Below are 24383 nucleotides of genomic sequence, written 5' to 3'. Positions count from 1 at the left end.
GCACGCCGAAACATGGATTCCCCCGACAGATCCCAGCCACTGGTCGCTCGCCGCCCCCCGGCGACATCCCGACCGTAGCCTCATCGGTGGCGATCACCCACGAGCAACACTCACTCCTTGTTGCCGTCTTCACCCTTCGGCAGACCCGAGTAGATCTCCTTGCACTCCGGGCAGACAGGGAACTTCTGGGGGTCGCGGTTGGGCACCCAGACCTTCCCGCAGAGCGCGCGGACCGGGGTCCCGCTCAGCGCACTCTCCATGATCTTGTTTTTCTCGACGTAGTGGGCGAAGCGCTCGTGGTCGCCGTCGCCGTGCGACAGGTCCGGCCGGACGTCGCTCTCAGGGAGAATCTTCGTACTCACCCTGGTGATTTTATGCCCGCACCGCCGCGCCCCGGTCATCGGCGCGACATCCCGGGCCCGGCGATCGAGCGCCGGGCCCGGGATGTGAGCCGTGTTCGAGGGCCTTCAGCCCATGTGGATCGCGGCACCCTCGCTCTTGCGGCCCGCCCTGACGAAGAGCGCGAGCAGCGCCGCGAGGACGGCCACCCCGGTGCTGACCGTGAAACCGAGGTGCATGCCCTCCAGGAAGGACGAGTGCACGACGCCGGTGATGGCCTGCACGATCGGCTCGGGCGTGCCGGGGGCCGCGCCGGCCTGAGCGTAGGAGGCACCCTGCTTGACCAGCTCCATCTGCTCGGCGGGGAGTTCCGGGAGCTTGGCGGCCGTCCAGTAGCCGGGAAGCACGTCGGCCACCTTGGCCGCGACGATCGCGCCGAGCACCGCGGTGCCCATCGAGCCTCCGACCTGCATCGCCGACTGCTGCACGCCGCCCGCCACGCCGCTGAGCTCCTCCGGCGCGTTGCCCACGATGATCTCGGTGGCGCCGACCATCACCGGGGAGAGTCCGAAGGCGAGCAACACGAACGGGATCGCGCTGTCGACGTAGCCCGCGTCCATGCCCAGGCGGGAGAGGAGGAACATGGCCACGGCCGTGATCAGCATGCCCGCCGAGATCGTGATCTTCGGGCCGAGTCTGCCGATCGCCAGACCCGCCAGCGGTGAGGCGACGATCATGCCCGCGCTCATCGGGAGCATCCGCATCCCCGAGTCGAGCGGTGACAGGCCGTGCACGCCCTGGAAGTAGAAGGTGAGGAAGAACATCGCGCCGAACATCGAGAACGCCACCAGCACCATCAGCACGGTGCCGATCGCGACCGAGGCGTTGCCGAACAGGCTGAGCGGGATGAGCGGCTCGGCGGCCTTGGTCTGCCAGTAGACGAACGCGGCGCCGAGCACCACGGCACCGGCCAGGAAGCCGAGCGTCCTGGTGTCGCCCCAGCCGTACTCGGGGGCCTTGATGATCGCCCAGACCATGCAGAACATGGCGCCGGAGAGCAGGACCACGCCGAGCCAGTCGATCCTGGACAGGGAGGCCGCCTTGCTCTCCTTGATCACCAGGAACCCGACGGCCAGGGCGACGATGCCGACCGGGACGTTGATGAAGAAGACCGACTGCCAGTTGACGTGCTCCACCAGCAGGCCGCCGACGATGGGACCGGCGGCGCTGGACAGGCCGATCACCGCGCCCCAGACCCCGATCGCCATGTTCAGCTTCTCGGCGGGGAAGGCCGCGCGGAGCAGGGCCAGGGCCGCGGGCTGCAGCAGGGCACCGAAGAGCCCCTGCAGGACGCGGAAGGCGATCAGCCAGGTGATGGAGTCGGACAGGCCGATGGCCAGGGAGGTGAGCGCGAAGCCCGCGATGCCGATCACGAAGATCCGCTTGTGCCCGAACAGGTCACCGAGCTTGCCGGCGGTGATCAGGAACACGGCGAGCGCGAGGAGATAACCGCTGGTCACCCACTGCAGGTCGGCGAGGGAGGCGTTGAGCTCCTTACCGATCACCGGATTGGCGATGGCGACGACGGTGCCGTCGAGCATCACCATCATCACGCCGAGGGAGACCGCCAGCAGCGTCAGCCACGGGTGCCCCTGCCTGGATGATCTGCCCGGATCCGGTGGTGGTGTCGCGGCCACCGTCTTGGCCTGTGCCATGGAAGGGTCCCCCTCGATCTTTCGTCCGCCCCCGCGTGGGACGTCAACCCGGGGTAATTTATGACAGTCACTGACAAATGACAAATTCTTTCAAAGGGCAGACCACGACTTATGGCAGACTATGAACTATACGTTTCGAGAGGATGGCGAGTATGGGTCGGCTCGGCCTACGCGAGCGCAAGAAGCAGAAGACCCGGCTGGCACTCATCGACGCCGCCCTCTCCCTGTTCCTTGAGCAGGGGTACGAGGCGACGACCGTCGACCAGATCGCCGCGGCCGTGGACGTCTCACCGCGCACGTTCTTCCGCTACTTCGCCACCAAGGAGGCCGTCGCCCTCTCCCTGCCCGCCGACGGACAGGAGATCGTGCTCGCCGAGCTGACCGCCCGCCCGGACGACGAGTCCCCGTTCACCGCGCTCTCACACGCCGCACGCGCAGTGGTCACCATGCTGGAGAAGGGGGACCTCGACGACACCGCCAGGTTCCTCAGAGCCCGCGAAGTGATCGACGGCACCCCCGCGCTCTTCGCCGGAAGCGTGCGCCAGATGATGGAGAACGAGCAGCGGCTGATCGCCGAGATCGCCCGGCGCCAGGAAGCCAGCCCCGACGACCTGCTGCCCCACTTCGTGGTGGCACTCTTCACCACCGTCACCCGGGTCGGTTTCGAACTCTGCGATCCCGCCGACATCAACAACATCACCGCCCTGTCCGCCCGCCTGGAGACGACACTCGCTCTCGCCGAGCGCTCCCTGCGCCCCGGTTGGGACCGCCCCGGGCACCCGGCGGGCTAGGTGTACCCGCCCAGGCGGGTCAGTGACGCGGCCTGCGAGTGGAAGTCCCTGCGAGACACCACCTGACCGATCCTCGCCACGGCGAGATCCGCCAGGCAGGGCCTAGTTCATCGACGGGTCGTCGGGGCAGGTGGCCACGTAGGCGAGCTCGCCCCGCTGGCGGCGGAGCACGGCCCGCCAGAGCGACTCGGGCTCGTGGTGGAAGGTGTCGCCGGGCTCCGAGTCCACGACGTACCAGGCGCCCTCGCCGATCTCACTCTCCAGTTGCCCGGCCGACCAGCCGGCGTACCCCGCGAAGATGCGCATCTCGGCGATCTCTCCGGCGAGGATCTCCGGCGGCGCGTCGAGATCGACGGTGCCGAGCCTGGAGACCGCCGCGGTGCCCGCGTGCAGCCGCCGCCAGCCGAGCGGCTCCTGCCCGCTCGGAACCGCGGCCAGCGCCAGGGCACTGTCGGTCTGGACAGGCCCCCCCTGGAACAGCACGGACGGACCGGTGACCATGGTGTCCCAGGTCGGGAGCACCTGGGTCACCGAGATGTCACTCGGTCTGTTGAGCACCACGCCCAGGGTGCCGCCATCGAGGTCGTGTTCCAGCACCAGGACCACGCTGCGCCGGAAGTTGGGATCCTCCAGCTGCGGCGTCGCCACCAGAAGCCCACCGACGTAGATCGCCTCCGCCATACCTCCATCATGGGGGGTGAACACCCCTTCGCGCTGCTCCCCCCGCTCTTCCAATGACCCGGACCTCACGTGCTCGTCACGCGACGCGCACGTGAGAGAACTCCTTGGAGCGAGGGTCGCGGAACGGGGCGGGAACGACGGCCTCAGGCCTCCGTCATGCCGGTACGCGCACGGCCGCCGGCCGACTCACGCACGGCCGCCGCGACGGCACCCGACACGTCCGGGTGGAACACGCTGGGGACGATGTAGTTGGGGCCGAGCTCCTCGGTGGTCACCACGTCGGCCAGCGCCTTGGCCGCGGCCAGCAGCATCTCCTGGCTGACCACGGTGGCCTGCGCGTCGAGCAGACCGCGGAAGACGCCGGGGAAGGCCAGCACGTTGTTGATCTGGTTCGGGTAGTCGGAGCGGCCGGTGGCGACCACGGCGGCGTACTCGCGAGCGATGTCGGGCGAGATCTCGGGCTCGGGGTTGGCGAGCGCGAAGACCACGGCGTCCTTGGCCATCGTGGCGATGTCGTCGCCGTTGAGGATGCCGGGTGCGGACACACCGATGAACACGTCGGCGCCCTTGACCGCGCCGCGCAGGTCACCCGCGTAGCCGGCGGCGTTGGTGTGGTCGGCGATCCACCGGAGCGAGTCGTCCAGGTCCTGGCGCCCGCGGTGCACCGCGCCCAGATAGTCGCAGACGACCACGTTACGGGCGCCCGCCGCGAGCAGCAGTCGCAGCACCGCCGTCCCGGCCGCGCCCGCGCCCGCGAGGGTGATGCGGACCTCGCCCAGATCCTTGCCGACCACGCGCAGCGCGTTGGTGAGCGCGGCCAGCACGCAGATCGCGGTGCCGTGCTGGTCGTCGTGGAAGACCGGGATGTCCAGCAGCTCGCGCAGCCGCCGCTCCACCTCGAAGCAGCGCGGCGCCGAGATGTCCTCCAGGTTGATGCCGCCGAAACCGGGAGCGATGATCTGCACGGTCCGCACGATCTCGTCGACGTCCTGGGTGTCCAGGCAGATCGGCCAGGCGTCGATGTCGGCGAACCGCTTGAACAGCGCGGCCTTGCCCTCCATGACGGGGAGCCCGGCGGCCGGACCGATGTTGCCCAGGCCGAGCACCGCCGAGCCGTCGGTGACGACGGCGACGGTGTTGCGCTTGATGGTCAGGCGGCGGGCGTCCTCGGGGTTGCGGGCGATGGCCATGGAGACCCGGGCGACACCGGGCGTGTAGGCCATGGAGAGCTCGTCACGGTTGCGCAGCGGCACCTTCGAGCGCATCTCGATCTTTCCACCGAGGTGCATGAGGAAGGTCCGGTCGGAGACCTTGTGGATGACGACGCCCTCGACGCCCTCCAGCTTGTCGACGATCGCCTGCGCGTGATCGGTGTCACGCGCGGCGCAGGTGACGTCGATGCGCAGCGTCTCATGCCCGGCCGTGGTCACGTCGAGCGCGGTGACCACACCTCCGGCGGACTCTACGGCGTGGGTGAGCTGGCTGACGGCCTTGCCGCCGGCGGGCACCTCCAGGCGCACGGTGATGGAGTACGACACACTCGGCACGGTGGCCACAGCCAATCCGCTCCTTTGCGACTGACTTTGGATGGGATGCCTCCATCGTGCCATCACCGGGGGAGTATATGCACCGGAGGTGGCGGACCCGCACGTGTGGATACGGCCACAGAGCCGCGCTCATCCTCCGGGGACGGTTCCGGTGGACGGCGCCCGCCCCGCCCCACGGCCGGCAGGCCGCCGGGCCGGGTGCTCAGAACAGGGCGCTGGCCAGATTCCTGCGGGCCCTGGCGATGGACGGGTCGTCCCCGGGGAGCGTGTCGAACAGGCCGAGCAGGTGCACCCTGGCCCTGTCCCGCTCGGCCCCCGAGGTGCGGCGCACCACGTCGACGAGCCGGTCGAAGGCCCTGTCCACGTCGCCGGAGAGCGTCTCGAAGTCGGCGGCCAGGAGCTGGGCCTCGATGTCGGCGGGATCGGCCAGCCGGCTCTGCAGGTCGGCCGGATCGACGTCCTGCGTCCGGCGGATCAGACCGAGCCCGGCCAGGCCCAGCTTCGCGTCCTGGTTGTTCGGCGAGCGAGCCAGCAGCCGCTCGTACGCGGCCACCGCGCCGTCGAGGTCGCCGGCGTCGACGGCCTGCTCGGCGGCGAGCACGTCCGGGTCGACCGGGGGCTCCTGCGGCTGCTCCTGCTGGTCCTGCTGGTCCTGGGCCTCCTCGCCCGGGGGCGGGAGATACTGCGCCAGTGCCTCCATGAGCTGCGACAGCCAGTCACGGAGTTGCGGCTCCGTGGCGATGCCCGGGACGACGGCCACCGGCTGTCCCTGGAAGATGGCGTACAGGGCGGGCACGTTCTGCACCCGGAGCGCCTGTGCGATCTGCTGGTTGACCTCGACGTCGACCCTGGCCAGGACCCACCGGCCGGCGTTCTCGGCGGCCAGTTTCTCCAGCAGCCGGCTGTACTGCTTGGCCTGCTCGGCACGGGTGACGGTGAGCTCCAACAGCACGAGGCCGTTCATGGAGCGTTCTACGACCTCGGTCGCGAAGTTGGCGTCGTCGACGTCGATGACCGGCGCCGGAACACCGCCGGTTTCCTGCGCGGCGCTCTCCCGCCGCGCCTGCGCCTCCAGTGCCTGCTTACGAGCGCCGAGATCGACGGCGCCGTAGAGCGATCCGGGTCGAGTGAAGTCCGCTGGGCTCATACCCCAATCCTGCCGTATCCCGGTCGGTGCCCCGACGCGCCCTCGCTAGAAACGGGCCGGTTCCGTGTAGACGCCCCACTCGTCGCGCAGCGCGTCGCAGATCTCGCCCAGCGTGGCCTCGGCCCTGGCCGCGTCGAGCATGGCGGGGATCATGTTGCCCTCACCCCTGGCCACCTGCGTCATCGTGGCCAGGGCGGCGTCCACGGCCGTCTGGTCACGGGCGGCGCGGCGCTCGGCGAGCACGCGGTTCTGCTCGCGCTCGACCTCGTGGCCGACCCGGAGAATTTCCAGCGGCTCGTCGATGGACGCCGTGTGGCAGTTCACCCCGATGATCCTCTTCTCACCCTTCTCCAGCTTGCGCTGGTAGTCGAAGGCGGCCTCGGCGATCTCGGACACGAACCAGCCGTCCTCGATGCCACGCAGGATGCCCGAGGTCATCGTGCCGTCGGCGCCCATGTCCCGGATCCTCGTGAAGATCGCCTCGGCCTCGGCCTCCAGCCGGTCGGTCAGCGCCTCCACATACCAGGATCCGCCGAGCGGGTCGGCGACGTTGACGACCTCGGTCTCCTCCATGAGCACCTGCTGGGTGCGCAGCGCGATCTCCGCCGCCCTCGTCGAGGGCAGCGCGAGGACCTCGTCCAGCGCGTTGGTGTGCAGCGAGTTGGTGCCGCCGAGCACCGCCGCGAGCGCCTCGACCGCGGTGCGCACCACGTTGTTGTACGGCTGCTGCGCGGTCAGTGACACGCCCGCCGTCTGGGTGTGGAAGCGCAGCCACTGGGCCTTCTCCGTAGTGGCCCCGTAGACGTCTCGCAGCCACCGCGCCCAGATCCGTCGGGCGGCCCTGAACTTGGCGATCTCCTCGAAGAAGTCGATGTGCGCGTCGAAGAAGAAGGACAGGCCGGGGGCGAAGACGTCGACGTCCAGGCCGCGCGACAGGCCGAGCTCCACGTAGCCGAACCCGTCGGCCAAGGTGAAGGCCAGCTCCTGGGCGGCCGTGGACCCGGCCTCGCGGATGTGGTAGCCGGAGACGCTGAGCGGCTTGTACGCGGGGACGTCCGCCGCACAGAACTCCATCAGGTCGCCGATCAGCCGCAGGTGCGGCTCGGGGGCGAACAGCCACTCCTTCTGCGCTATGTACTCCTTGAAGATGTCGGTCTGCAGGGTGCCGTTGAGGTCGGCGGCCGGCACCCCCTGCCGCTCGGCGGCCACGACGTACATGCAGAAGATCGGGACGGCCGGACCGCTGATCGTCATCGAGGTGGTGATCTCGCCGAGCGGGATTCCATCGAAGAGCAGATCCATGTCCAGCGCGGAGTCGATCGCCACGCCGCAGTGGCCGACCTCGCCGAGCGAGCGCGGGTCGTCGGAGTCGCGGCCCATCAGCGTCGGCATGTCGAAGGCCACGCTCAACCCGTCGCCGCCGGCGGCGAGGATCATCTTGTAGCGCTCGTTGGTCTGCCGTGCGTTGCCGAACCCGGCGAACTGCCGGATGGTCCATGTCTTGCCCCGGTAGCCGGTGGGATGCAGACCGCGGGTGAAGGGATACTCCCCCGGCCAGCCGATGCGCTCCATGCGCGGGTCACCGCCACCTGGCCCGTAGACCGGCTCGACGTCGAGCCCCGACAGGGTGCGGAACTCGGACTCACGCCTGCGAGCCCTGTCGAACCGCGCCTGCCAGCGCGCACGCCCCGCCTCGACCTGCTCGGCGTCCATGGCCAACCCCCTTGTACGGCAGCGGCTCACACCCGGCTTGTGGCCTCCCTCAAATACTAGGACGCCCTACTAATTCTTGGCCGACGTGAGGCCGCACAACTCGCCATCAGCACTTACTGGAAATCGCCGGCGGCGACGCGGAGGGTTCTGAGGAGGCCGAACATCTGCTCCAGGTCCTCCTCGCCGTACATGGGCATGGCGAAGTCGGCCTCCATCAGGTCGGCGGTCGCCCCGCGGGCGACCTCCCGGCCCCGGTCGGTGATCTCGGCGAGCACCCCCCGGCCGTCCTGGGGGTTGGGCATGCGGCGTACCAGACCGGCACGTTCCAGGCGGCTCACGGTGTTGGTCACGCTCGTGGGATGGACCATCAGACGCTCACCGATCCTGGAAAGCGGCAGCGCTCCAGTCCTGCTGAAGGTCAGCAGCACCAGGGCCTCGTACCGGGCGAAGGTCAAGTCATGCGGTTTGAGCAGCGTGTCCAGTTGCGACAGCAGGATCTGATGCGCTCTCATGATCGATGTGACGGCGGCCATGGCCGAGGAGGGCCCGAAGTGAACGCGCCACGTCTCCGCGGCACGTTCGATGGGGTCAAACGGGAGATTCAGCCGACCTGTAACCACAGGGCTACGGTAGCGCGACCTCATCCCGGTTCGCCCATATACGTAGAGTCACCAGACTGATGGCTTCACCAAGAACCCGGACGCCAAACGTCACGCTCCGTTATGGTTCCCACATCGAATGGTGAGGCCGTGGCCAAGTGGCCACGCTGACTCAGTCCGGCCTGCGGGGGACGCGAGCCGGACCGGTGCCGAGGGGACCGGCATCCGCACATTCACGGCACGGGGGGTGCTTGATGAACGACAACTTGACGGCGTTCGAACGCCGGACGCACTTCGGCTACACCGGCTCGGCGTGGGTTCTCACCACGCCCACCGGTGCGTGAGCACAGGGGCGTTTCACGCGAGGAACTCCAGCAGAGTGGGTTGATGGCGGTCGCCATCCTGCTCGTGCTCGGGGTGGTCGCGGCGTGGAGCGTCCTGGTTCCCGGTGTCAGCGCGTGGGAGAACATCGTCGTCGCGGTGATCGGCTCGCTCCGGTTGACCGGCCCGGTGGCGGCCGCGTTCGCCGCGTGGGTGGCGGTGCGCAGGCGGCGTGGAACGGGCGGCCGATCGCTGACCCCGTGGCAGGCGGTGCGTGCGCCGCTGGCGATCCTGGTGGTGACGGGAGGCGCGTTCACCGCCACCGTCATGGTCCTGGCGGTCAGAACCATGATCACCGAGCAGGCCGGGCGGCTGCTGCCCAGCGGCCTGGTGATGGGCGTGGCCGGGCTGGCACTGTACGTCGTCATCGGCTGGGTCACCGGCTGGCTGATGCCGTGGACGATCACGCCGGTCCTGGCCGGGCTCGGCTGCTACAGCCTGTTCACCTGGCTGTGCCACGGCCCGACCTGGGGTGACCGGCTCGCCCCCGCCACCCGGGAGCCGTACGACCCGTTTCAGGGGCTGAACGCGGCGGCGTTCACAGACCAGACGCTCTGGCTGGTGGGGATCAGCGCGGCTCTCCTACTCGGCTGGGCCGCGGTCGTGACACGCCAGGCGCTGGTGCTGGCCGCCGCGCTGATCGCGGTGCTGGCGGCGGGGACCGGCATGGCCCGCCTGTTCACCGAGGAGCAGCCGGTCTCGGCCCAGCAGATCGTCTACAGCTGCCAGGAATGGCCGATCATGGTCTGCGTGCACCCGGGGATGCGCGCCGGACTACCCGATCTGGGCTCGGAGTTCATCAAGATCGCCTCCCGGCTGGCCGGGACCCCCGGGGAGTTCTCCCGGGTGGAGCAGCACCCCAGGCGTGACGCTGCCGCCCCCTCCGCGGGCGTGATCTCGATCCACGTGGACGATCTGGCCACGGGGTTCGCCGAGAAGGCGGCCGACGAGTTCGTCGACGGCCTGGCCGCGCGGTGCGACGCCACTCCGGCGGCGGGCTACCGCGACATCGTGGCCGCGTGGCTGCGGGGCGAGCCGCTTCCCGGTGGGCCGCTCGCGGAGCACCGATACGCCGCGGCGTGGTTCTCGGGGCTCACAGACGTCCAGCGACGCGACTGGCTCCGGCTCTACTACATGGACTTCACCGGCTGCCGGTTACAAAGCACTCACTTCGGGGGCCAGTCCGAGCAGACCGCCCAGACAGGGCAGTACGGCCTCCCGGGGCAGGGTGCGGGTGGCACCTCGACCGGGCCCGAGCCCAGGTCAGGCCCCGCCCCCCAGGCACCCGGCAGCCCGCCACCGCCCGGGGCGGGCAGCTCGCCCGCCCCGTGGCGCCTCCCCTTCGCCGAAGGCGGCACGCCGCCGTCGCCACGGGGCTGACAAGATCGGCATAGGCTCGGCGTGAGAAGGTCGCCCCCCGGGGAAGGAGAGCTTCGTGAAAGCCTCCCAAGAAGCTCCGCCCGAGGCCCCCCCGGCGGCGCCTCGCAGGCGTCGCCGGCGTTTCCTCGCCGGACTGCTCGTCGTCATGGTCCTCCTCGTCGTGGGCGCTCGCGTGACCTGGTCGTGGTTGAACCCGTTCGGTGAGGCCACGATCGACCGCAGCCAGCCCGTGCTGCTGGAGTCCATTCACAACCTCAGCCGTTTCGAGGCCGCCACCGGCAACTTTCAGGTCGTGGTCGACCTGGAGAAGGACGCCGCCTTCCTGCCCGACGCGGTCAAGGGCAGCCGGACGCTCTTCGTCGGTGCCGGTGGCGTCGACGCCTACGTCGACTTCGGCGGCATCGGCAACGGCGGGCTGACGGTCTCCGGGGACCGCACCGAGGTCACGGTCAGGCTGCCCCGCGCCCAGTTGGAGAAGCCGAACCTCGACAACAAGCGCTCCTACGTCTACGCCCAGCAGCGCGGCCTGCTGGACCGGGTCGAGGATTTCCTGTCCTCCTCCCCCTCCGACCAGCAGGAGCTCTACGTGCTGGCCGAGAAGAAGATCGCCGAAGCCGCTCAGGCCAGTGATCTGCGCAACCGCGCCGACCAGAACACCAAGATCATGCTTGAGGGCATACTGAAAGGCCTCGGCTTCGAGAAGGTCACCGTCAAGTTCGCCGACGAGACCTGACCGTTCACCGCGTGCCGGCCCTTCGTGACCGGCGCGGCCGTCGGGTCCGGTGCGGCCGTCGGGTCCGGTGCGGCCCCGGGCGGCGGCGCGGGCAGGAGTGGGATCAGCCCACGGCCGTCAGAAGCTCGTCCGCCGCGGTGTAGGGGTCGAGTTCCGCGTCCAGGACGCGGGTGGCGAGGGCGTCGAGGCGCCGGTCTCCGTGCAGGTGGGCGAAGCGGGAGCGCAGGGCGGTGAGGGCGATCGCCTCGATCTCGTCCCTGGCCCTGGCGTGGCGGCGGCGGGCGAGCTCTCCCGACTCCTCCAAATAGGTCAGGTGGCCGTCGAGGGCCGCGACCACCTCCTCGCCCCCTTCCCCCCGAATCGCCACGGTCGGCACGATCGGCGGCCTCCATGGCCGCTCGACCAGGGCGATCATGTTGCGGAGCTCGCGAATCGTGGCCTGGACGTCCTCGCGGTCGGCCTTGTTCACCACGAACACGTCGGCGATCTCCAGGATGCCCGCCTTGGCCGCCTGGATGCCGTCGCCCATCCCCGGGGCGAGCAGCACGACCGTGGTGTCGGCCAGCGAGGCGATGTCGACCTCCGCCTGGCCGACACCGACGGTCTCGACGAGGATGACCTCGCAACCGGCCGCTTCCAGGACGCGCAGCGCCTGGGGCGCGGCCCACGACAGCCCGCCCAGGTGCCCCCGGCTCGCCATCGACCTGATGAACACGTCCGGATCGGTGGCGTGGTCCTGCATCCGGACCCGGTCGCCCAGCAGCGCCCCGCCGGTGAACGGTGAGGAAGGGTCGACGGCGAGCACGCCTACCCTCATGTCCCGCCCGCGGAACGCGTGGACCAGCATCCCGGTGGAAGTCGACTTGCCGACACCGGGAGGGCCGGTGAGGCCGATGATCCGGGCCCGGTGCGGCCGGTCGGCGCAGAGCAGCTCGGTGATCTCCCTGAGCCCGGGGGAACCGTTCTCGACCATGGAGATCAACCGGGCCACGGCCCGGGGCCGGCCTTCCCTGACCGTCGCGACCAGGTCGGAGACCTCCGAGGTCATGCCGATGGAATGCGGATGATCAGAGCGTCACCCTGCCCGCCGCCGCCGCAGAGGCCGGCCGCGCCGAGGCCGCCGCCCCTGCGCCTGAGCTCGTGGGCGAGGGCGAGGACGATGCGGGCGCCGGAGGCGCCGATCGGGTGGCCGACCGCGATGCCGCCGCCGTTGACGTTGACTTTGTCGAGGGGAACGTCCAGCTCCTTGACCGACTGGAGGACCACCTGGGCGAAGGCCTCATTGATCTCCAGCAGGTCGAGGTCACCGGCGACGAGCCCCTGCTTGCCGAGGGCATGCTTGATCGCGTTGGCCGGCTGGGACTGGAGCGAGTTGTCGGGCCCGGCGACGTTGCCGTGGGCGCCGATCTCAGCCAGCCAGTCAAGGCCGAGCTCCTCGGCCTTGGCCTTGGACATCACGACGACGGCGCAGGCGCCGTCGGAGATCTGCGAGGCGGACCCGGCGGTGATCGTGCCGTCCTTCGCGAACGCCGGTCGCAGCCGCGACAGGGCCTCGGCCGTGGTGTCCCCGCGCACGCCCTCGTCGGCGGAGAGGACCGTAGGCTCGCCCTTGCGCTGCGGGATCGCCACCGGCACGATCTCGTCGTCGAAGGTCCCGTTCTTGATCCCGGCGGCGGCGAGCGCGTGGGAGCGGGCGGAGTACTCGTCCTGCTCCTGGCGGGTCAGGCCGAAGCGCGCGTTGTGCCGCTCGGTGGACTCGCCCATGGCCACCTGGTCGTAGGCGTCGGTGAGGCCGTCGAAGGCCATCGAGTCGATGATGCCGGCGGCGCCGTACTTCACTCCCTTGCGCAGGCCGGGCAGCAGGTGCGGGGCGTTCGACATGGACTCCATGCCGCCCGCGACCACGATGTCGAACTCACCTGCCCGGATGAGCTGGTCGGCCAGGGCGATGGCGTCCAGGCCGGAGAGGCAGACCTTGTTGATCGTCAGGGACGGCACGGTCATCGGGATGCCCGCGGCGACGGCGGCCTGGCGGGAGGGCATCTGACCTGCCCCCGCCTGGAGCACCTGTCCCATGATCACGTACTGCACCGCCTCCGGAGCGACGCCGGAACGCTCCAACGCGGCTTTGATGGCGATGCCGCCCAGCTCGACGGCCGACAGGCCGGACAGCGAGCCGAGCAGGCGGCCGATGGGGGTTCGAGCCCCGGCGACGATGACGGAAACGGACATAACAGGGGGCCTCCCTGACAGAGCTTGGAACGACTTTGCAACCATACCCGTGAGTACCTTGGTGACCTTGAAGGAGGATGGCCCTATGTTCATGCGCATCGACCATGTGGGAATCGCCTGTCACAACCTTGAAGAGAAGATCTCTTTTTTCGAACAGACTTTCGAACTTACGGTGGTGGCCCGCGAGGTGAACGCCGAGCAGGGGGTGAAGGAGGCGATGCTGCACATCGCCGACGGTGAGGGCGGTGGGTCTTACATCCAGCTCCTCGAACCGCTCGCCCCCGACACGCCGGTCGGCAAATTTCTCGCGAAGCGCGGGGAAGGCGTTCATCATGTCGCCTTCGGCGTTCCGGATGTCGTGCAGACCCTGGAGACGATCGGTGGCAGGGGAATCCGGTTGCTCGACGAACGGCCGCGCCACGGCTCCATGGGTTCGTCCATCGCCTTTCTTCACCCCAAAGACGTGGGCGGAATGCTTACCGAACTCGTCCAGGCTCCGGAAAGGCAAGCTGGGACCATGTCGAATGCAAGAAACGCTGATACGTAACAAGTCGCGCATAAAGTCGGACGAGACCGCCAACTCGGCAACGGCGGAGTACGCTGGCGTACCACCGGACGTGGATCCCGCCCCGGCTCCCGCTTCGGATGCCTGAAACCCCCCGTCCGGCCCGTGTAGCCGTCTCGACAACCCAGGATCGAGCCTCCATGCAGTCCGACATCGACGCCCAGCTCAACAATTTCTTTGAAGACGCCCCCGCTCGGGAATTCGACGTGGTGCTCCGTGGCTATGACCGGCACCAGGTCCACGACCATCTGAAGCAAATCGACGGTGAGCTTCGGCAGTCCCGTGAGCAGGTTCAGGGCCTGCAGCGGGATCTGTCCGACTCCCAACGCCAGCTTCAGGAGCAGGAGCGTCCGACCTACTCCGGCCTCGGCGCCCGGATCGAGCAACTGCTCCGCCTGGCGGAGGAGCAGGCCACCGAACTGGTCCAGGCAGCCAGGTCCGAGGCGAACGAGATCAAGGCGGCGTCCAAGGTCGAGGCCGCCGACCTGCGCGCCGCCGCTGAGAACGAGGCCGCGGAGAAGCGCGCCCTCGCCACCCGCGAGGTCGACGAGATGCGCACCACCGCGGAGCGCGAGGCCGAGGAGATCCGCTCGACCGCCCGCCGCGAGGCCGACGAGCTGACCGCCACCACCGAGCGCGAGGTCTCCAAGCTGCGGGCCACCGCCGACCACGAGGTGGCCGAGAAGCGCGCCGACGCCGAGCGCGAGATCGCCAAGCTGCGCACCACCACCGAGCGCGAGGTGGCCCAGCTGCGCGCCTCGACCAAGCGTGAGCGCGATGAGGTCCTCACCACCGCCAAGCGCCAGGCCGACGAGATGCGCGCCCAGGCCCAGCGGGTGCTTGAGGAGTCCGAGGCCAAGCGGGCCCAGGACGAGGCGGAGTTCGAGATCCAGCTCGCCGCCCGGCGCGAGGAGGCCGAGCGCCAGGAGGCCGAGCGCCACGCCACGGCGCAGGCCGCCACCCAGAAGCTGGTCGCCGAGGCCGAGCAGCGTGCGGCCACCGCCGAGCAGCGCGCCACCAAGGCCACCCAGCAGGCCGAGCAGACCCGCCGTGAGGCCGACACGCACGCCAAGCAGCTGCTGGCCAACGCGCGTAAGAACGCCGACCAGGTCGTGTCCGAGGCCAAGTCGAGCGCCGAGTCCATCGTCTCCGAGGCCAAGTCGGAGTCCGAGCGGAGCCGCTCCGTCGCCCAGCGCCAGGTCGACGAACTGACCCGCCAGCGCGACAGCATCACCAGCCACCTCGCCCAGCTGCGCCAGCTGCTCGGTGGCGCGCCGCTCCCGGCCGCCGACCCGGAGCCCGCGATCGCCGCGGCCCCGCCGAAGCCGGCCATCCCCGCCGCCACCAACGGCGCCGAGAAGCCGGTTCCGACTCCCGCCAGAGCGGAGAAGGACGACGACGCGGAGTGGTGGCAGGAATAGGCAGCCGCTGACTCCGGGGCGTTGACGACGGCTGTCGAGAGCCTGGCGACCTTCACGGTCACCAGGCTTTCTTCCCGTCTACCGCCCCGCTTACCTACCCCCTTACCCACAGTCAGGAGCGGTCGTCCCCGAAGCGTCACCGGTGTCCGACGACCCTGGGGCTCCCGCCCCGAGTCAGGAGCCGGTCCCGCCCTCCGGGGGCCCGATCCGCGCGCAGCACCCGCCGGTGTCCCGTACGTCGAGAACTACCTGATCCATCCCCGGGTGATGAGGCACTCGGTGGACGTGACCCCGGCGGTCACCGTCATCGCCACGCTGTTCGGCGGCGCGCTGACGGGCATTCCCGCACCGTCACCGCCGCGCTGACGGGCATTCCCGCACCGTCACCGCCGCGCTGACGGGCATTCCCGCACCGTCACCGCCGCGCTGACGGGCATTCCCGCACCGTCACCGCCGCGCTGACGGGCATTCCCGCACCGTCACCGCCGCGCTGACGGGCATTCCCGCACCGTCACCGCCGCGCTGACGGGCATTCCCGCACCGTCACCGCCGCGCTGACGGGCATTCCCGCACCGTCACCGCCGCGCTGACGGGCATTCCCGCACCGTCACCGCCGCGCTGACGGGCATTCCCGCACCGTCACCGCCGCGCTGACGGGCGGTGCGCTGACGGGCGGTGCGGTGGACGCGGCGATCGCCCTGCTCATCCGCGAGGTGGTGATCCCCCGGCAAGCTCGGCAATGAAGTCCGACACCGCCCGGTTGAACGCCTCGGGCTGCTCGATCGCGCTGAGGTGGCCGGCCTTCTCGATGACGGCCAGCCGCCCGTCGGGCACCGCCTCGACCATCGCGCCCGCTTCCGCCGGCGGGGTGATCTCGTCCTCCTCGCCCACGATCACCAGGACGGGTGTCTTGATCGCCCGCAGCGTGTCGAAGGAGTCGGGACGGGCGGCCATGGCCCGTTGCGCCCAGGCCGCGGCCGTCGGCGGAGCCGACTGGACCAGCCCCCGTACCCGGCCGAACACCATCGCCCTGCTCCGCACCGTGGTCTGCCCGACCAGCCCCGGCAGCAGCTCCTTCAGCAGGACGGACGTGCCCTCCCGAAGCACCGCGGCGGCGATCCGCTCGCGGTTGGATCTCGCGGCCTGCGGGTCGGCGCCCGCCTTCGTGTCGGCGAGGATCACCCCCAGCAGCCGGTCGGGGTGGCGGCGGCACAGGGCCATCGTCACGTAGCCGCCCATGGACAGGCCGCCGACGACCGCGCGGTCGACGCCCTCGCTGTCCAGCAGGCGCACGACGTCGTCGGCCATCACGTCGAGGGAGGGATCGTCCCCGCCCAGCAGCGAGCCACCGAAGCCGCGCAGGTCGGGAGTGATGACCTTGCAGACCGCGGCCAGGCCCTCGCGCTGGGCCAGCCACATGGCCGACGACAGGGGGAACGCGTGAAGGAGGACGACCGGAAGCCCCTCTCCAGCCGATCGCGTGTACAACTGCACGCCGTCCACCGTATTCCCGGAGCCCCCATCTGGCACCCCCGCTTCCACAACCGTTTATGACGTTGCGGTAACTCCGAGGTCAACGAACGGGACCCGACCGGCGATACGGCGACGAGGCTTCCGGGACGGGTCCGAACCGGACGGGTCCGAACCGGACGGGTGCCTACGAGTCGGCGACCTCGGTGGGGAGGGGGTGGGCGGCCGGATTGACCCGCAGGACGATCTCGTTGAGGACGATCCGCACGTACGGCTCGCCGACCCACAGGTGCTTGGCGTCGTCCACCCCGACGACCTCGGCCTGGGGCACCCTGGCGAAGCGCTCGCGGGCCTGCTCGGGGCGGAGGTAGTCGTCGAACTCCGGAACCAGCGCGGTCAGCGGCCGCCCGAACTCCGCCCACCCGTCGAGGTCTGCGTCGGTAGCCCTGTGCAGCGGCGGGGAGAGGAGGATCGCCCCCTCCACCAGCGGGTCGCGGCCCCACTTGAGCGCCAGTTCGGTACCGAAGGACCAGCCGAGCAGCCAGACCCGGGGCAGGTCGTGGAAGTCGGCGTACTCCAGGGCCGCGGCGACGTCCAGGCGCTCGTCCTCCCCCTTGCCGAAGGCGCCCTGGGATGTTCCCCGCTCGGAGGTGGTGCCGCGCGTGTTGAACCGCAGCACGGCCAGGTCGGCGAGGGCGGGCAACCGGTTCGCCGCCTTCTTGTAGACGTGGCTGTCCATCATGCCGCCGTGGGTGGGCAGCGGATGCAGGCAGACCAGTGTGGCCGCCGGAGGCCGGTCGGCGGGAAGGGCCAGCTCGCCGACGAGCGTCAGCCCGTCACCGGTGTGCAGCTCGATCGGCTCCCTGCGCGCGGGCAGCACCGTAGAGGCCCGGATCTCCATGTCTCTCCTCACCACGACCGGCGATTCACGCCGGTCAGTATCTGCTTCTGCCAGGACCGCGCCTGACCCGGTTGCGCCAGCACGCGGTGTGCCAGTGCCTGCGTTCCTGCTCGCCGCCCTGCCAGGCGGGCCAGCTGACCAGGTGCGGCAGGCCCGGCCTGATCTCCTGGTCGCAGCCGGGGCAGCGGTAGACCTTGTCCGCCGCGCCACCGGTGACCCGGCGTACCTGCCAGTCTCCGTCGGGCCACTCTTCCGTCTGGTCGGCACCTGGCACGGATCCGCCGACGGGACGAGCCGACCCCCGGTTGCCGCCGCGGTCGAACGGGTCGGCCCGACGGGCCCTGCGGGGGCTCACGGCAGGTCTCGGAGGCTCCGGACCCCCGCCGCGACGAGCTGCCCCGGCAGCGGTACGGGCGCGAGGAACGGTTCGCGGCACTTCGCATACTTCGCATACTTCGCGCACTTCGCGACCGCGCGGCCCGTGGAGTCCTCCAGATGGCCCCGGCCTCGCGTCAACGTCTCAGGACCGGCCTCCACCCCGATCACAGCGATCCCGGCACGGGCGAAGCACTCGGCGATCCCGGCGCCCATAGTGCCGAGGCCGGCCACGCCGACCGTCTCAAAACTGCCCGTCATCGCTCTCCCCACCCTGCCTGCGGATCCCGCTCCGCACGACAAACCGCCCGTCCTCGAACCGCAACAGTCTCCCAGAGAGGGATCGGCTACCCAAAAGCCGGGCATGCACCGCGGGAGGGGAAAGAAAGTACTTGAATGGAAGTTGAGTAGTAATTACTATTTGAGTACATGAACAGAGGAGGAGGCATGGGAGACGACCTGACGCCGGAGGAGGCTCTGCGGCAGATCGGCGAGGTCGACCGGCGCCCCCGGCGGCCGGCGCGTGTCGCCGGCCTGCTCTACGCGCTCCTCGGCCTGGGCACGATCGCGTACTGGCCGATCATGTATCTCGGCCCTGGCTGGTCCCGGGCCACGGCCGGGGTGGCGTGGATCGTCCTGACCTTCGTGTTCGCCTGGCACCTCGGCCGCATGCGGGTCCAGGACCGCGAGGTCACCTGGGTCAACAAATTCACCGGGCCGGTGACGGTCACCTACTTCGTCGCCTTCCTGGCCGTGTTCGTGTTCGGGACGTTCTTCCGCCCCGACGACCCGGACGGCGGCTGGATCGCGACGCTGGTCACGCTGGCGGCCTGTGCGAGCATCCCGCCCTTCTACGCGGCATGGCGCGTGCTGCGGGCGGAGCGGTGAGCGGCAGGAACGGAGCCGGAGAGACGAGTCGTGCCGGGGATGGTACGGGCTCGCACCCCCGGCACGACCTCGACGACGTCATCCACGCACCCGTCCGACTGTCGATCATGGCCGCCCTGGCGGCCACCGACAGGGCGGAGTTCCGCTTCCTGCGCGACACGATCGAGGTCAGCGACTCCCTGCTCTCCAAGCATGTCATCACCCTGGAAGAGGCCGGCTACGTGCGCGTGGAGAAGGCCTTCGTGGGTAAGCGCCCACGCACCTGGCTGGCTCTCACCGACGAGGGCCGCCAGGCGTTCCACGACTACGTCTCCGTGCTGAGGCGCCTTACCGAAGGATCTCCCCCATGATCGAGATAGCCGACCTGCACAAACGATACGGCGACAAGACCGCCCTGAGCGGGGTGACGTTCTCCGTGAAACCCGGCGAGATGTTTGGTTTCGTCGGAGCCAACGGCGCGGGCAAGACCACCACGATGCGCATCCTGATGGGCGTGCTGACCGCCGACTCGGGCTCGGTGCTCCGCGACGGCCGGCCTCTGACGTTCGAGGACCGGCGCCGGTTCGGTTACATGCCCGAAGAGCGCGGCCTCTACCAGAAGATGAAGGTCGCCGAGCAGGTCGAGTACTTCGGCAGGCTCAGCGGCCTGACCGCGAGCGGGACGAGGAAGGCCACCGGCGACCTGCTCGAACAGCTCGCACTCACCGAACGCGCGAACGACACGGTGGACGCGCTCTCCCTGGGCAACCAGCAGCGCGTGCAGCTCGCGGTGGCGCTGGTGCACGACCCCGAGGTGCTCGTGCTGGACGAGCCCTTCTCCGGGCTCGACCCGCTCGCCGTCGACGCTCTGGCCGAGGTGCTCGCCGCGCGGTGCGAAGCGGGCGTGCCCGTGCTCTTCTCCAGCCACCAGCTGGACCTCGTCGAGCGGCTCTGCCACTCGGTCGGCATCATCTCCGCGGGCCGCGTGGTGGCCAGCGGCACGGTCGAGAGCCTGCGCGACCGGGAGGGACGCGGCCGGCTCAGAGTGATCGTCAGGGACGCCTCCCCCGGCTGGGCCGCGTCCCTGCCGGGGGAGGTCGTCGAGACGGGCGACGAGGTCCTCGTCGCGGGCGTGGACGGCGACGGCCAGGAGATCCTGCACCTCGCGGTCAAGGCCGGAAAGGTCGAGCACTTCGGCTGGCAGCGGCCCACACTCACCGAGATCTTCAGGGAGGCGGTCGCGTGAGCGGGCTGTGGCTGGTCGCACGGCGGGAGATCATCACGCGCGGCCGTACGAAGGCGTTCGTCATCGGGCTGGTGGTGAGCGCCGTGCTGGTCGCCGCGCTCGCGTTCCTGCCCAAACTCTTCTCCGGGCCCGACTCCTACACGGTGGGGCTCGTCGGAGCGCAGTCGCAGGTGCTGCGACCGGCTCTGACCGGCACGGCCAAGGACGTGACGATCACCGTCAGGGAGTTCCCCGACGAGGCCGCCGCGAGCGGCGCGGTCAACGCGGGCGATGTGGACGCCGCGGTGGTGGACGGCCGCAGGCTGCTCGCCGACGGCGAGGTCGACCGCGAGCTGGGCCTGCTGCTGGAGAATGCGCACCGGGCCGCCCAGACCCAGCGGCAACTGGCCGACGCGGGCCTGGACCCGGCCAAGGTGGCCCAGGCGATGCGGGTCACCCCCCTGGAGACGGTCTCGGTCGGCGCCGACGCCCGCTACGCGGGCGTGCGGGTGGGCATCGCGTCCCTGCTGGTCATGGCCCTGTTCTTCCTGATCATCTACTCCTCCATGTACGTCGCCATGGGGGTGATCGAGGAGAAGGGCAGCCGGATCGTGGAGATCCTGCTGACCTCGATCCGCCCCTGGCAGCTGCTCGGCGGCAAGATCGTCGGGCTGGGCGCCCTCGCGCTGGCCAACCTCGTCGTGATCATCGTGGCCGGTCTCGGCGCGGCGGCGGCGACCGGCTTCGCGGCCGACCTGCCTCCGGGCATGACGGGCATCGTGATCAGCACCCTGTTCTGGTTCATCCTCGGCTACGCGTTCTTCGCCGCCCTGGCGGCGGCGCTCGGGTCGCTGGTCTCCAGGCAGGAGGAGGCGAACAGCGTCCTGACACCGATGACGATGCTCATGATGATCACCTACGTGGTGGCCTACTTCGCGGCGGTCCAGCCGGGCAGCGCGGTGGCCAGGATCCTGTCGCTGGTGCCGCCGTTCTCCTCGATGGTCATGCCGGTCCGGATGGCCGGGGGCGAGGTGCTCGCCTGGGAGATCGTGGTGGCGGCGGTCCTGATGTTGCTGGCCACGGTGGGCACGCTCCTGCTCGGTGCGCGCATCTACCAGCGCGCGGTCCTGCGTACCGGCGCCCGCGTCAAACTCTCCGAGGTGGTCCGCTGACCGCACCCGTGACCGCCCGTGACCGCCCGTGACCGTACGCGTGAGCCGCCCACCGGCTCACGCGTACGGTCACGGGCGGTGCGATGGAGACCGCCGTGGCCGGATCACGGGGATCGGGGCACCGTCAGGCCGATAGTCTTCGGTAATGCGTCTGGTCATCGCGCGGTGCAGCGTGGATTACGTCGGAAAGCTCACCGCCCATCTTCCGATGGCGCCTCGGCTCATCCTCATCAAGGCCGACAGCAGCGTCTCCATCCACGCCGACGACCGGGCTTTCAAACCGCTGAACTGGATGAACCCGCCGTGCAGGCTCCGCGAGGAGGAGGGCACCTGGACGGTGACCCACGGCAAGACCGGCGAGAAGCTCGTCCTCACCATGGAGGAGATCATCCACGACACCAGCCATGAGCTGGGCGTGGACCCCGGGCTCATCAAGGACGGCGTCGAGGCCCACCTACAGGAGCTGCTCGCCGAGCACATCACCACCCTGGGTGCGGGCTGGACGCTCGTCCGCCGCGAGTACATGACGGCCATCGGCCCGGTGGACATCCTCTGCCGCGACCAAACGGGCGCCTCCGTGGCCGTGGAGCTCAAGCGCCGCGCCGGCATCGACGCCGTGGAGCAGCTCACCCGCTACCTGGAGTTGATGAACCGCGACCCCCTGCTCGCCCCCGTGACCGGCATCCTGGCCGCCCAGAGCATCGCGCCGCAGGCCAAGACGCTGGCCCAGGACCGCGGGATCCGCTGCGTGACCCTCGACTACGACGAGCTACGCGGCATCGAGCGCAACGACACCCTGTTCTAGCGGGGCTTACGGGTCGAGCGTGCCAGGCTACGGGCCGGGCGCGGTTTCCCACCGCCGCCGAGGCCCGGCCCGCCACCGGAATTCCCATCTTCGAGCTCTTGCAGCATGCCGTTAAACGGTATTGCCCTCAGGCCTCATCCGGAGACGTGATTTCCGGCGTCGAGAACAGGTAGCGCACGGCATCACAGTCCATACTCTCCGTGCCGCACCAGTAGAAGTGAGACACATGAAAAACTGGAGAAAGGCCACCACCGCACTCGTGCCATGGTCACGCCGACCGGATTCACTTTCGCCCCGACAACCGCATCGACCGCCCGGGAGAACGCGCTGGACTGTCGGCAGACAAGCAGATCCGTACGGTACATATTCTACAGATCCGATAACAACGTCGGGGCGTTGCTCAGGGGGTGCAGCGGATTCCACTCGCCGAACTCCAGGGGATACCGCGTGGAGGCGGGAGGCCGATCCGGATACATCGAGCACAGAGACGGTTCGACAACGAAATTCTGTGAATGGGACAGCCTCTCCCTGCGAAACAAAGCCCGGACCTCGGGCCTCTGCATAAGCGCCGGGAGGGCAGCCTGGTGTAGATAGGCACGGCGGCGCGGGTTCACCCGCCGGGGCCTCGCGGGCCGCGGCCCGTCAACCGACCCGCGGCGAACCGGCGGCGGACCCGCACGAGAAATCCGGGGCACCCGAGCGGCGTTTCGCCTTCCGGGGCACCCGTCACGGCACAGAGTAGACGACCTTGACCGCGGCGACCGGACAGCGCACCTCCGACTGGGCCGCCAGGAACGCGCACAGGGTGCTCGGGTCGCGGCAGGTCCCCCTCATTCACCCGCAGCTAGAAGGAACTTGACCGACTAGTCAGACTTGTCACCTTCCCGCATGGGCAACGCAGGTAATAGCACAATGCCCCTTCCACAAAAAGGATCTTGCACCCATAATGGTTAATTCTGGGGGCTAGAACCATGAGATGGTTGATTCTGGGGGCTAGAACCATGAGGTGGAAGTGACAAAGCGATTATCCGTCAACCCCACACCGACTCTCAGGGGTTTGACATGAACGGACGGCCGTATCGTGGAATGTCAGCGGAGGAGCGACTGGCGGAACGCCGGGAACGTCTGATCTCCGCGGCGTACATCCTTTACTCCGATATCGGATTCCCCGAAACCACGATCGAGAGGTTGTGCGCCGCGGCACGTATCTCCAACCGCGCCTTCTACGAGTGCTTCTCCGGGCGCAACGAGTTGATGCGGGCCGTGCACGACCGGTGCGTGCACGAGACGCTGCAGTCGGTGGCGAAGTCCATAGAGCAGGCCACCGACACTCTGACCACCCGAGTTGAGGCGGGAATCTCCGGATACATCAACTTCGTCACCGAAGACAGGCGTCGCGCCAGGATCATGCACCTGGAGGTGCGCAGGGCCGGTGACTGCCTCGTCAGCTCACGGCAGCTGGCCGTCACGGCCTTCACCGACATGATCGAGCTGAACGTCGCAGACCTGCCGGAAGCGGTCAAGGCCAACCGGCATCTGCTCGCACTGGGCATGATCGGGGCGATCCAGGAGCTGCTCATCGAGTGGGTGCTGGCCGACGACCCGCCCTCGACCGAGAGCATGATCAGCACTGCCGTTCACTTCTTCTACCGGTTATTCACCGCGTAACCGGATCACCTCGGCACGAAATCGACAAGGCATGGGCGAGGACGGGCCTCAGCCGACCCGTCCTCCGATATGTTCCGGCGGCACCGACGTCATCCCGCACTTCGACGGGCGGCCGGATCAGGCCACCGTGGCCACGGGGAGTTCGACGGTGAGGACCCGGTTGAGCCGGGTCACCGCCAGCACCCGCATGATCCTCGGTGGCACTCCCCTGAGAACAAGGCGGCGTTCCGCACCCACAGCGCGGCGATGCGTACCCACCAACACCCCCAGCCCGGTGGCGTCGATCATTTCCAGCTTGGAAAGATCCACGATCAGGTCGCCGCGCCCGGAGTCGACCGCCTCGTGCAGCCGCGGGCGTACTCCGGTGACGGTTCCCACATCAAGACGGTTCCCGACAGCGACCACCTGGGCCTGGGGGTTACCAGGGACGCGCATACCTCCCCCTCACACCTGGCCACGGAGTAGACGTGGCCGGGCACAACGGCGGTGCGTCACCGCAGCCAGTCGATCACGCACCGCATCCATATGATGGCACAGCGTGTAAGAAGCCGTGAACCTCCCCCGCTTCCGAATTCACCCTTCTTACACACATGAGAACCCCTTGCCCGAATGAACGGATAAAACGCGGCCCAAAGCCAACCTTTTCCCTGAGCCAA

At 69.3% G+C, this 24383-nt stretch carries 25 protein-coding genes; 11 read left to right on the top strand and 14 right to left on the bottom strand.

Going from position 1 to position 24383, the window contains the following annotated elements; all coding sequences use genetic code 11:
* Positions 1-110 precede the first annotated feature (110 nt).
* Both OG884_RS24550 and OG884_RS24545 read right to left on the bottom strand, forming a co-directional pair.
* Positions 111-362 carry a DUF3039 domain-containing protein gene (locus OG884_RS24550; RefSeq protein WP_030906465.1) on the bottom strand — a complete coding sequence of 84 codons (252 nt, stop codon included), beginning with the start codon at positions 360-362 and terminating at the stop codon, positions 111-113.
* A 105-nt stretch (positions 363-467) separates the two neighbouring features.
* Positions 468-2054, bottom strand: coding sequence for an MFS transporter (locus OG884_RS24545; RefSeq protein ID WP_326636591.1), 1587 nt, complete (start codon positions 2052-2054; stop codon positions 468-470).
* A 152-nt stretch (positions 2055-2206) separates the two neighbouring features.
* On the opposite strand from OG884_RS24545, the gene OG884_RS24540 reads away from it, so the two are divergent.
* Positions 2207-2845, top strand: coding sequence for a TetR family transcriptional regulator (locus OG884_RS24540; protein WP_326636589.1), 639 nt, complete (start codon positions 2207-2209; stop codon positions 2843-2845).
* A 102-nt stretch (positions 2846-2947) separates the two neighbouring features.
* Here the strand turns inward: OG884_RS24540 and OG884_RS24535 are convergent, their stop codons facing one another.
* The 5 genes from OG884_RS24535 to OG884_RS24515 form a co-directional block, all read right to left on the bottom strand.
* Entirely contained in the window at positions 2948-3526 is a 579-nt protein-coding gene (locus tag OG884_RS24535) for a YqgE/AlgH family protein (protein WP_326636587.1), read from the bottom strand.
* A gap of 143 nt (positions 3527-3669) precedes the next feature.
* Complete coding sequence (locus OG884_RS24530; protein ID WP_326636585.1) at positions 3670-5082, bottom strand: NAD-dependent malic enzyme; 1413 nt, start codon at positions 5080-5082, stop codon at positions 3670-3672.
* 193 nt (positions 5083-5275) lie between these two features.
* On the bottom strand, positions 5276-6220 hold the full coding sequence (locus tag OG884_RS24525; protein WP_326636583.1) for a tetratricopeptide repeat protein: 945 nt from the start codon (positions 6218-6220) through the stop codon (positions 5276-5278).
* 45 nt (positions 6221-6265) lie between these two features.
* On the bottom strand, positions 6266-7933 hold the full coding sequence (locus tag OG884_RS24520) for an acyl-CoA mutase large subunit family protein (RefSeq protein ID WP_326636581.1): 1668 nt from the start codon (positions 7931-7933) through the stop codon (positions 6266-6268).
* Positions 7934-8046: 113 nt separating this feature from the next.
* Entirely contained in the window at positions 8047-8577 is a 531-nt protein-coding gene (locus OG884_RS24515) for a MarR family winged helix-turn-helix transcriptional regulator (protein WP_326636579.1), read from the bottom strand.
* Between the two features lie 342 nt (positions 8578-8919).
* Between OG884_RS24515 and OG884_RS24510 the strand changes: the two genes are divergently transcribed.
* Positions 8920-10293 carry a hypothetical protein gene (locus OG884_RS24510; protein ID WP_326636577.1) on the top strand — a complete coding sequence of 458 codons (1374 nt, stop codon included), beginning with the start codon at positions 8920-8922 and terminating at the stop codon, positions 10291-10293.
* 55 nt (positions 10294-10348) lie between these two features.
* The gene (locus OG884_RS24505) at positions 10349-11026 is read left to right on the top strand and encodes a DUF4230 domain-containing protein (protein WP_326636575.1); all 678 of its coding nucleotides are present in this window, start codon (positions 10349-10351) and stop codon (positions 11024-11026) included.
* A gap of 103 nt (positions 11027-11129) precedes the next feature.
* Here the strand turns inward: OG884_RS24505 and meaB are convergent, their stop codons facing one another.
* Both meaB and OG884_RS24495 read right to left on the bottom strand, forming a co-directional pair.
* Positions 11130-12074, bottom strand: coding sequence for a methylmalonyl Co-A mutase-associated GTPase MeaB (gene meaB / locus OG884_RS24500; protein WP_326636573.1), 945 nt, complete (start codon positions 12072-12074; stop codon positions 11130-11132).
* The gene (locus OG884_RS24495; protein ID WP_326636571.1) at positions 12071-13258 is read right to left on the bottom strand and encodes an acetyl-CoA C-acetyltransferase; all 1188 of its coding nucleotides are present in this window, start codon (positions 13256-13258) and stop codon (positions 12071-12073) included. The genes meaB and OG884_RS24495 overlap by 4 nt, the downstream gene beginning before the upstream one ends.
* Positions 13259-13343: 85 nt before the next feature.
* Here OG884_RS24495 and mce point away from each other — a divergent pair, with 85 nt between their 5' ends.
* Both mce and OG884_RS24485 read left to right on the top strand, forming a co-directional pair.
* Entirely contained in the window at positions 13344-13805 is a 462-nt protein-coding gene (gene mce / locus OG884_RS24490; RefSeq protein ID WP_326636569.1) for a methylmalonyl-CoA epimerase, read from the top strand.
* Positions 13806-13963: 158 nt separating this feature from the next.
* Positions 13964-15244, top strand: coding sequence for a DivIVA domain-containing protein (locus OG884_RS24485; protein WP_326636567.1), 1281 nt, complete (start codon positions 13964-13966; stop codon positions 15242-15244).
* Positions 15245-15946: 702 nt separating this feature from the next.
* Here OG884_RS24485 and OG884_RS24480 read toward each other — a convergent pair.
* The 4 genes from OG884_RS24480 to OG884_RS24465 all read right to left on the bottom strand — a co-directional run bounded on the left by OG884_RS24480 (position 15947) and on the right by OG884_RS24465 (position 18251).
* Positions 15947-16738: an alpha/beta fold hydrolase gene (locus OG884_RS24480; protein WP_326636565.1), complete on the bottom strand. Its 792-nt coding sequence runs from the start codon at positions 16736-16738 to the stop codon at positions 15947-15949.
* 163 nt (positions 16739-16901) lie between these two features.
* Positions 16902-17615 carry an alpha/beta hydrolase gene (locus OG884_RS24475; RefSeq protein WP_326636563.1) on the bottom strand — a complete coding sequence of 238 codons (714 nt, stop codon included), beginning with the start codon at positions 17613-17615 and terminating at the stop codon, positions 16902-16904.
* Between the two features lie 34 nt (positions 17616-17649).
* Positions 17650-17970, bottom strand: coding sequence for an ATP/GTP-binding protein (locus tag OG884_RS24470; protein ID WP_326636561.1), 321 nt, complete (start codon positions 17968-17970; stop codon positions 17650-17652).
* Positions 17967-18251 (bottom strand): 3-hydroxyacyl-CoA dehydrogenase NAD-binding domain-containing protein, encoded by a 285-nt coding sequence (locus OG884_RS24465; protein ID WP_326636559.1) that lies wholly within the window; start codon positions 18249-18251, stop codon positions 17967-17969. Before OG884_RS24465 ends, OG884_RS24470 begins: the two co-directional genes overlap by 4 nt.
* Positions 18252-18437: 186 nt before the next feature.
* Between OG884_RS24465 and OG884_RS24460 the strand changes: the two genes are divergently transcribed.
* The 6 genes from OG884_RS24460 (at position 18438) to OG884_RS24435 (ending at position 23727) form a co-directional block, all read left to right on the top strand.
* Positions 18438-18878 carry a hypothetical protein gene (locus OG884_RS24460; protein ID WP_326636557.1) on the top strand — a complete coding sequence of 147 codons (441 nt, stop codon included), beginning with the start codon at positions 18438-18440 and terminating at the stop codon, positions 18876-18878.
* The gene (locus OG884_RS24455; protein WP_326636555.1) at positions 18875-19228 is read left to right on the top strand and encodes a winged helix-turn-helix domain-containing protein; all 354 of its coding nucleotides are present in this window, start codon (positions 18875-18877) and stop codon (positions 19226-19228) included. The genes OG884_RS24460 and OG884_RS24455 overlap by 4 nt, the downstream gene beginning before the upstream one ends.
* Positions 19225-20103: an ABC transporter ATP-binding protein gene (locus OG884_RS24450; RefSeq protein WP_326636553.1), complete on the top strand. Its 879-nt coding sequence runs from the start codon at positions 19225-19227 to the stop codon at positions 20101-20103. The genes OG884_RS24455 and OG884_RS24450 overlap by 4 nt, the downstream gene beginning before the upstream one ends.
* Positions 20100-21254, top strand: a complete 1155-nt coding sequence (locus OG884_RS24445; protein WP_326636550.1) for an ABC transporter permease — start codon at positions 20100-20102, stop codon at positions 21252-21254. Before OG884_RS24450 ends, OG884_RS24445 begins: the two co-directional genes overlap by 4 nt.
* 145 nt (positions 21255-21399) lie before the next feature.
* The gene (gene nucS / locus OG884_RS24440) at positions 21400-22059 is read left to right on the top strand and encodes an endonuclease NucS (protein WP_326636548.1); all 660 of its coding nucleotides are present in this window, start codon (positions 21400-21402) and stop codon (positions 22057-22059) included.
* A 1062-nt stretch (positions 22060-23121) separates the two neighbouring features.
* Positions 23122-23727 (top strand): TetR/AcrR family transcriptional regulator, encoded by a 606-nt coding sequence (locus tag OG884_RS24435; protein WP_326636546.1) that lies wholly within the window; start codon positions 23122-23124, stop codon positions 23725-23727.
* A 117-nt stretch (positions 23728-23844) separates the two neighbouring features.
* On the opposite strand, the gene OG884_RS24430 is transcribed toward OG884_RS24435, so the two are convergent.
* On the bottom strand, positions 23845-24162 hold the full coding sequence (locus tag OG884_RS24430; RefSeq protein ID WP_326636544.1) for an STAS domain-containing protein: 318 nt from the start codon (positions 24160-24162) through the stop codon (positions 23845-23847).
* Positions 24163-24383: the final 221 nt, after the last annotated feature.

It is taken from the genome of Streptosporangium sp. NBC_01755 (assembly GCF_035917995.1).
Lineage (GTDB): Bacteria > Actinomycetota > Actinomycetes > Streptosporangiales > Streptosporangiaceae > Streptosporangium.
Note: the sequence above shows the minus strand (reverse complement) of the source record. Positions and strands in the feature narration are given on the sequence as shown.

Excerpts from the sequence above, each read along its gene's own strand:
- meaB (WP_326636573.1), bottom strand. The coding sequence starts at position 12,074 with ATGACCTCGGAGGTCTCCGACCTGGTCGCGACGGTCAGGGAAGGCCGG.
- OG884_RS24545 (WP_326636591.1), bottom strand. The coding sequence starts at position 2,054 with ATGGCACAGGCCAAGACGGTGGCCGCGACACCACCACCGGATCCGGGC.
- OG884_RS24535 (WP_326636587.1), bottom strand. The coding sequence starts at position 3,526 with ATGGCGGAGGCGATCTACGTCGGTGGGCTTCTGGTGGCGACGCCGCAG.
- OG884_RS24510 (WP_326636577.1), top strand. The coding sequence starts at position 8,920 with ATGGCGGTCGCCATCCTGCTCGTGCTCGGGGTGGTCGCGGCGTGGAGC.
- OG884_RS24460 (WP_326636557.1), top strand. The coding sequence starts at position 18,438 with ATGGGAGACGACCTGACGCCGGAGGAGGCTCTGCGGCAGATCGGCGAG.
- OG884_RS24540 (WP_326636589.1), top strand. The coding sequence starts at position 2,207 with ATGGGTCGGCTCGGCCTACGCGAGCGCAAGAAGCAGAAGACCCGGCTG.
- OG884_RS24435 (WP_326636546.1), top strand. The coding sequence starts at position 23,122 with ATGAACGGACGGCCGTATCGTGGAATGTCAGCGGAGGAGCGACTGGCG.
- OG884_RS24475 (WP_326636563.1), bottom strand. The coding sequence starts at position 17,615 with ATGGAGATCCGGGCCTCTACGGTGCTGCCCGCGCGCAGGGAGCCGATC.
- nucS (WP_326636548.1), top strand. The coding sequence starts at position 21,400 with ATGCGTCTGGTCATCGCGCGGTGCAGCGTGGATTACGTCGGAAAGCTC.
- OG884_RS24525 (WP_326636583.1), bottom strand. The coding sequence starts at position 6,220 with ATGAGCCCAGCGGACTTCACTCGACCCGGATCGCTCTACGGCGCCGTC.
- OG884_RS24495 (WP_326636571.1), bottom strand. The coding sequence starts at position 13,258 with ATGTCCGTTTCCGTCATCGTCGCCGGGGCTCGAACCCCCATCGGCCGC.
- OG884_RS24430 (WP_326636544.1), bottom strand. The coding sequence starts at position 24,162 with ATGCGCGTCCCTGGTAACCCCCAGGCCCAGGTGGTCGCTGTCGGGAAC.
- OG884_RS24465 (WP_326636559.1), bottom strand. The coding sequence starts at position 18,251 with ATGACGGGCAGTTTTGAGACGGTCGGCGTGGCCGGCCTCGGCACTATG.
- OG884_RS24520 (WP_326636581.1), bottom strand. The coding sequence starts at position 7,933 with ATGGACGCCGAGCAGGTCGAGGCGGGGCGTGCGCGCTGGCAGGCGCGG.
- OG884_RS24450 (WP_326636553.1), top strand. The coding sequence starts at position 19,225 with ATGATCGAGATAGCCGACCTGCACAAACGATACGGCGACAAGACCGCC.
- mce (WP_326636569.1), top strand. The coding sequence starts at position 13,344 with ATGTTCATGCGCATCGACCATGTGGGAATCGCCTGTCACAACCTTGAA.
- OG884_RS24485 (WP_326636567.1), top strand. The coding sequence starts at position 13,964 with ATGCAGTCCGACATCGACGCCCAGCTCAACAATTTCTTTGAAGACGCC.
- OG884_RS24515 (WP_326636579.1), bottom strand. The coding sequence starts at position 8,577 with ATGAGGTCGCGCTACCGTAGCCCTGTGGTTACAGGTCGGCTGAATCTC.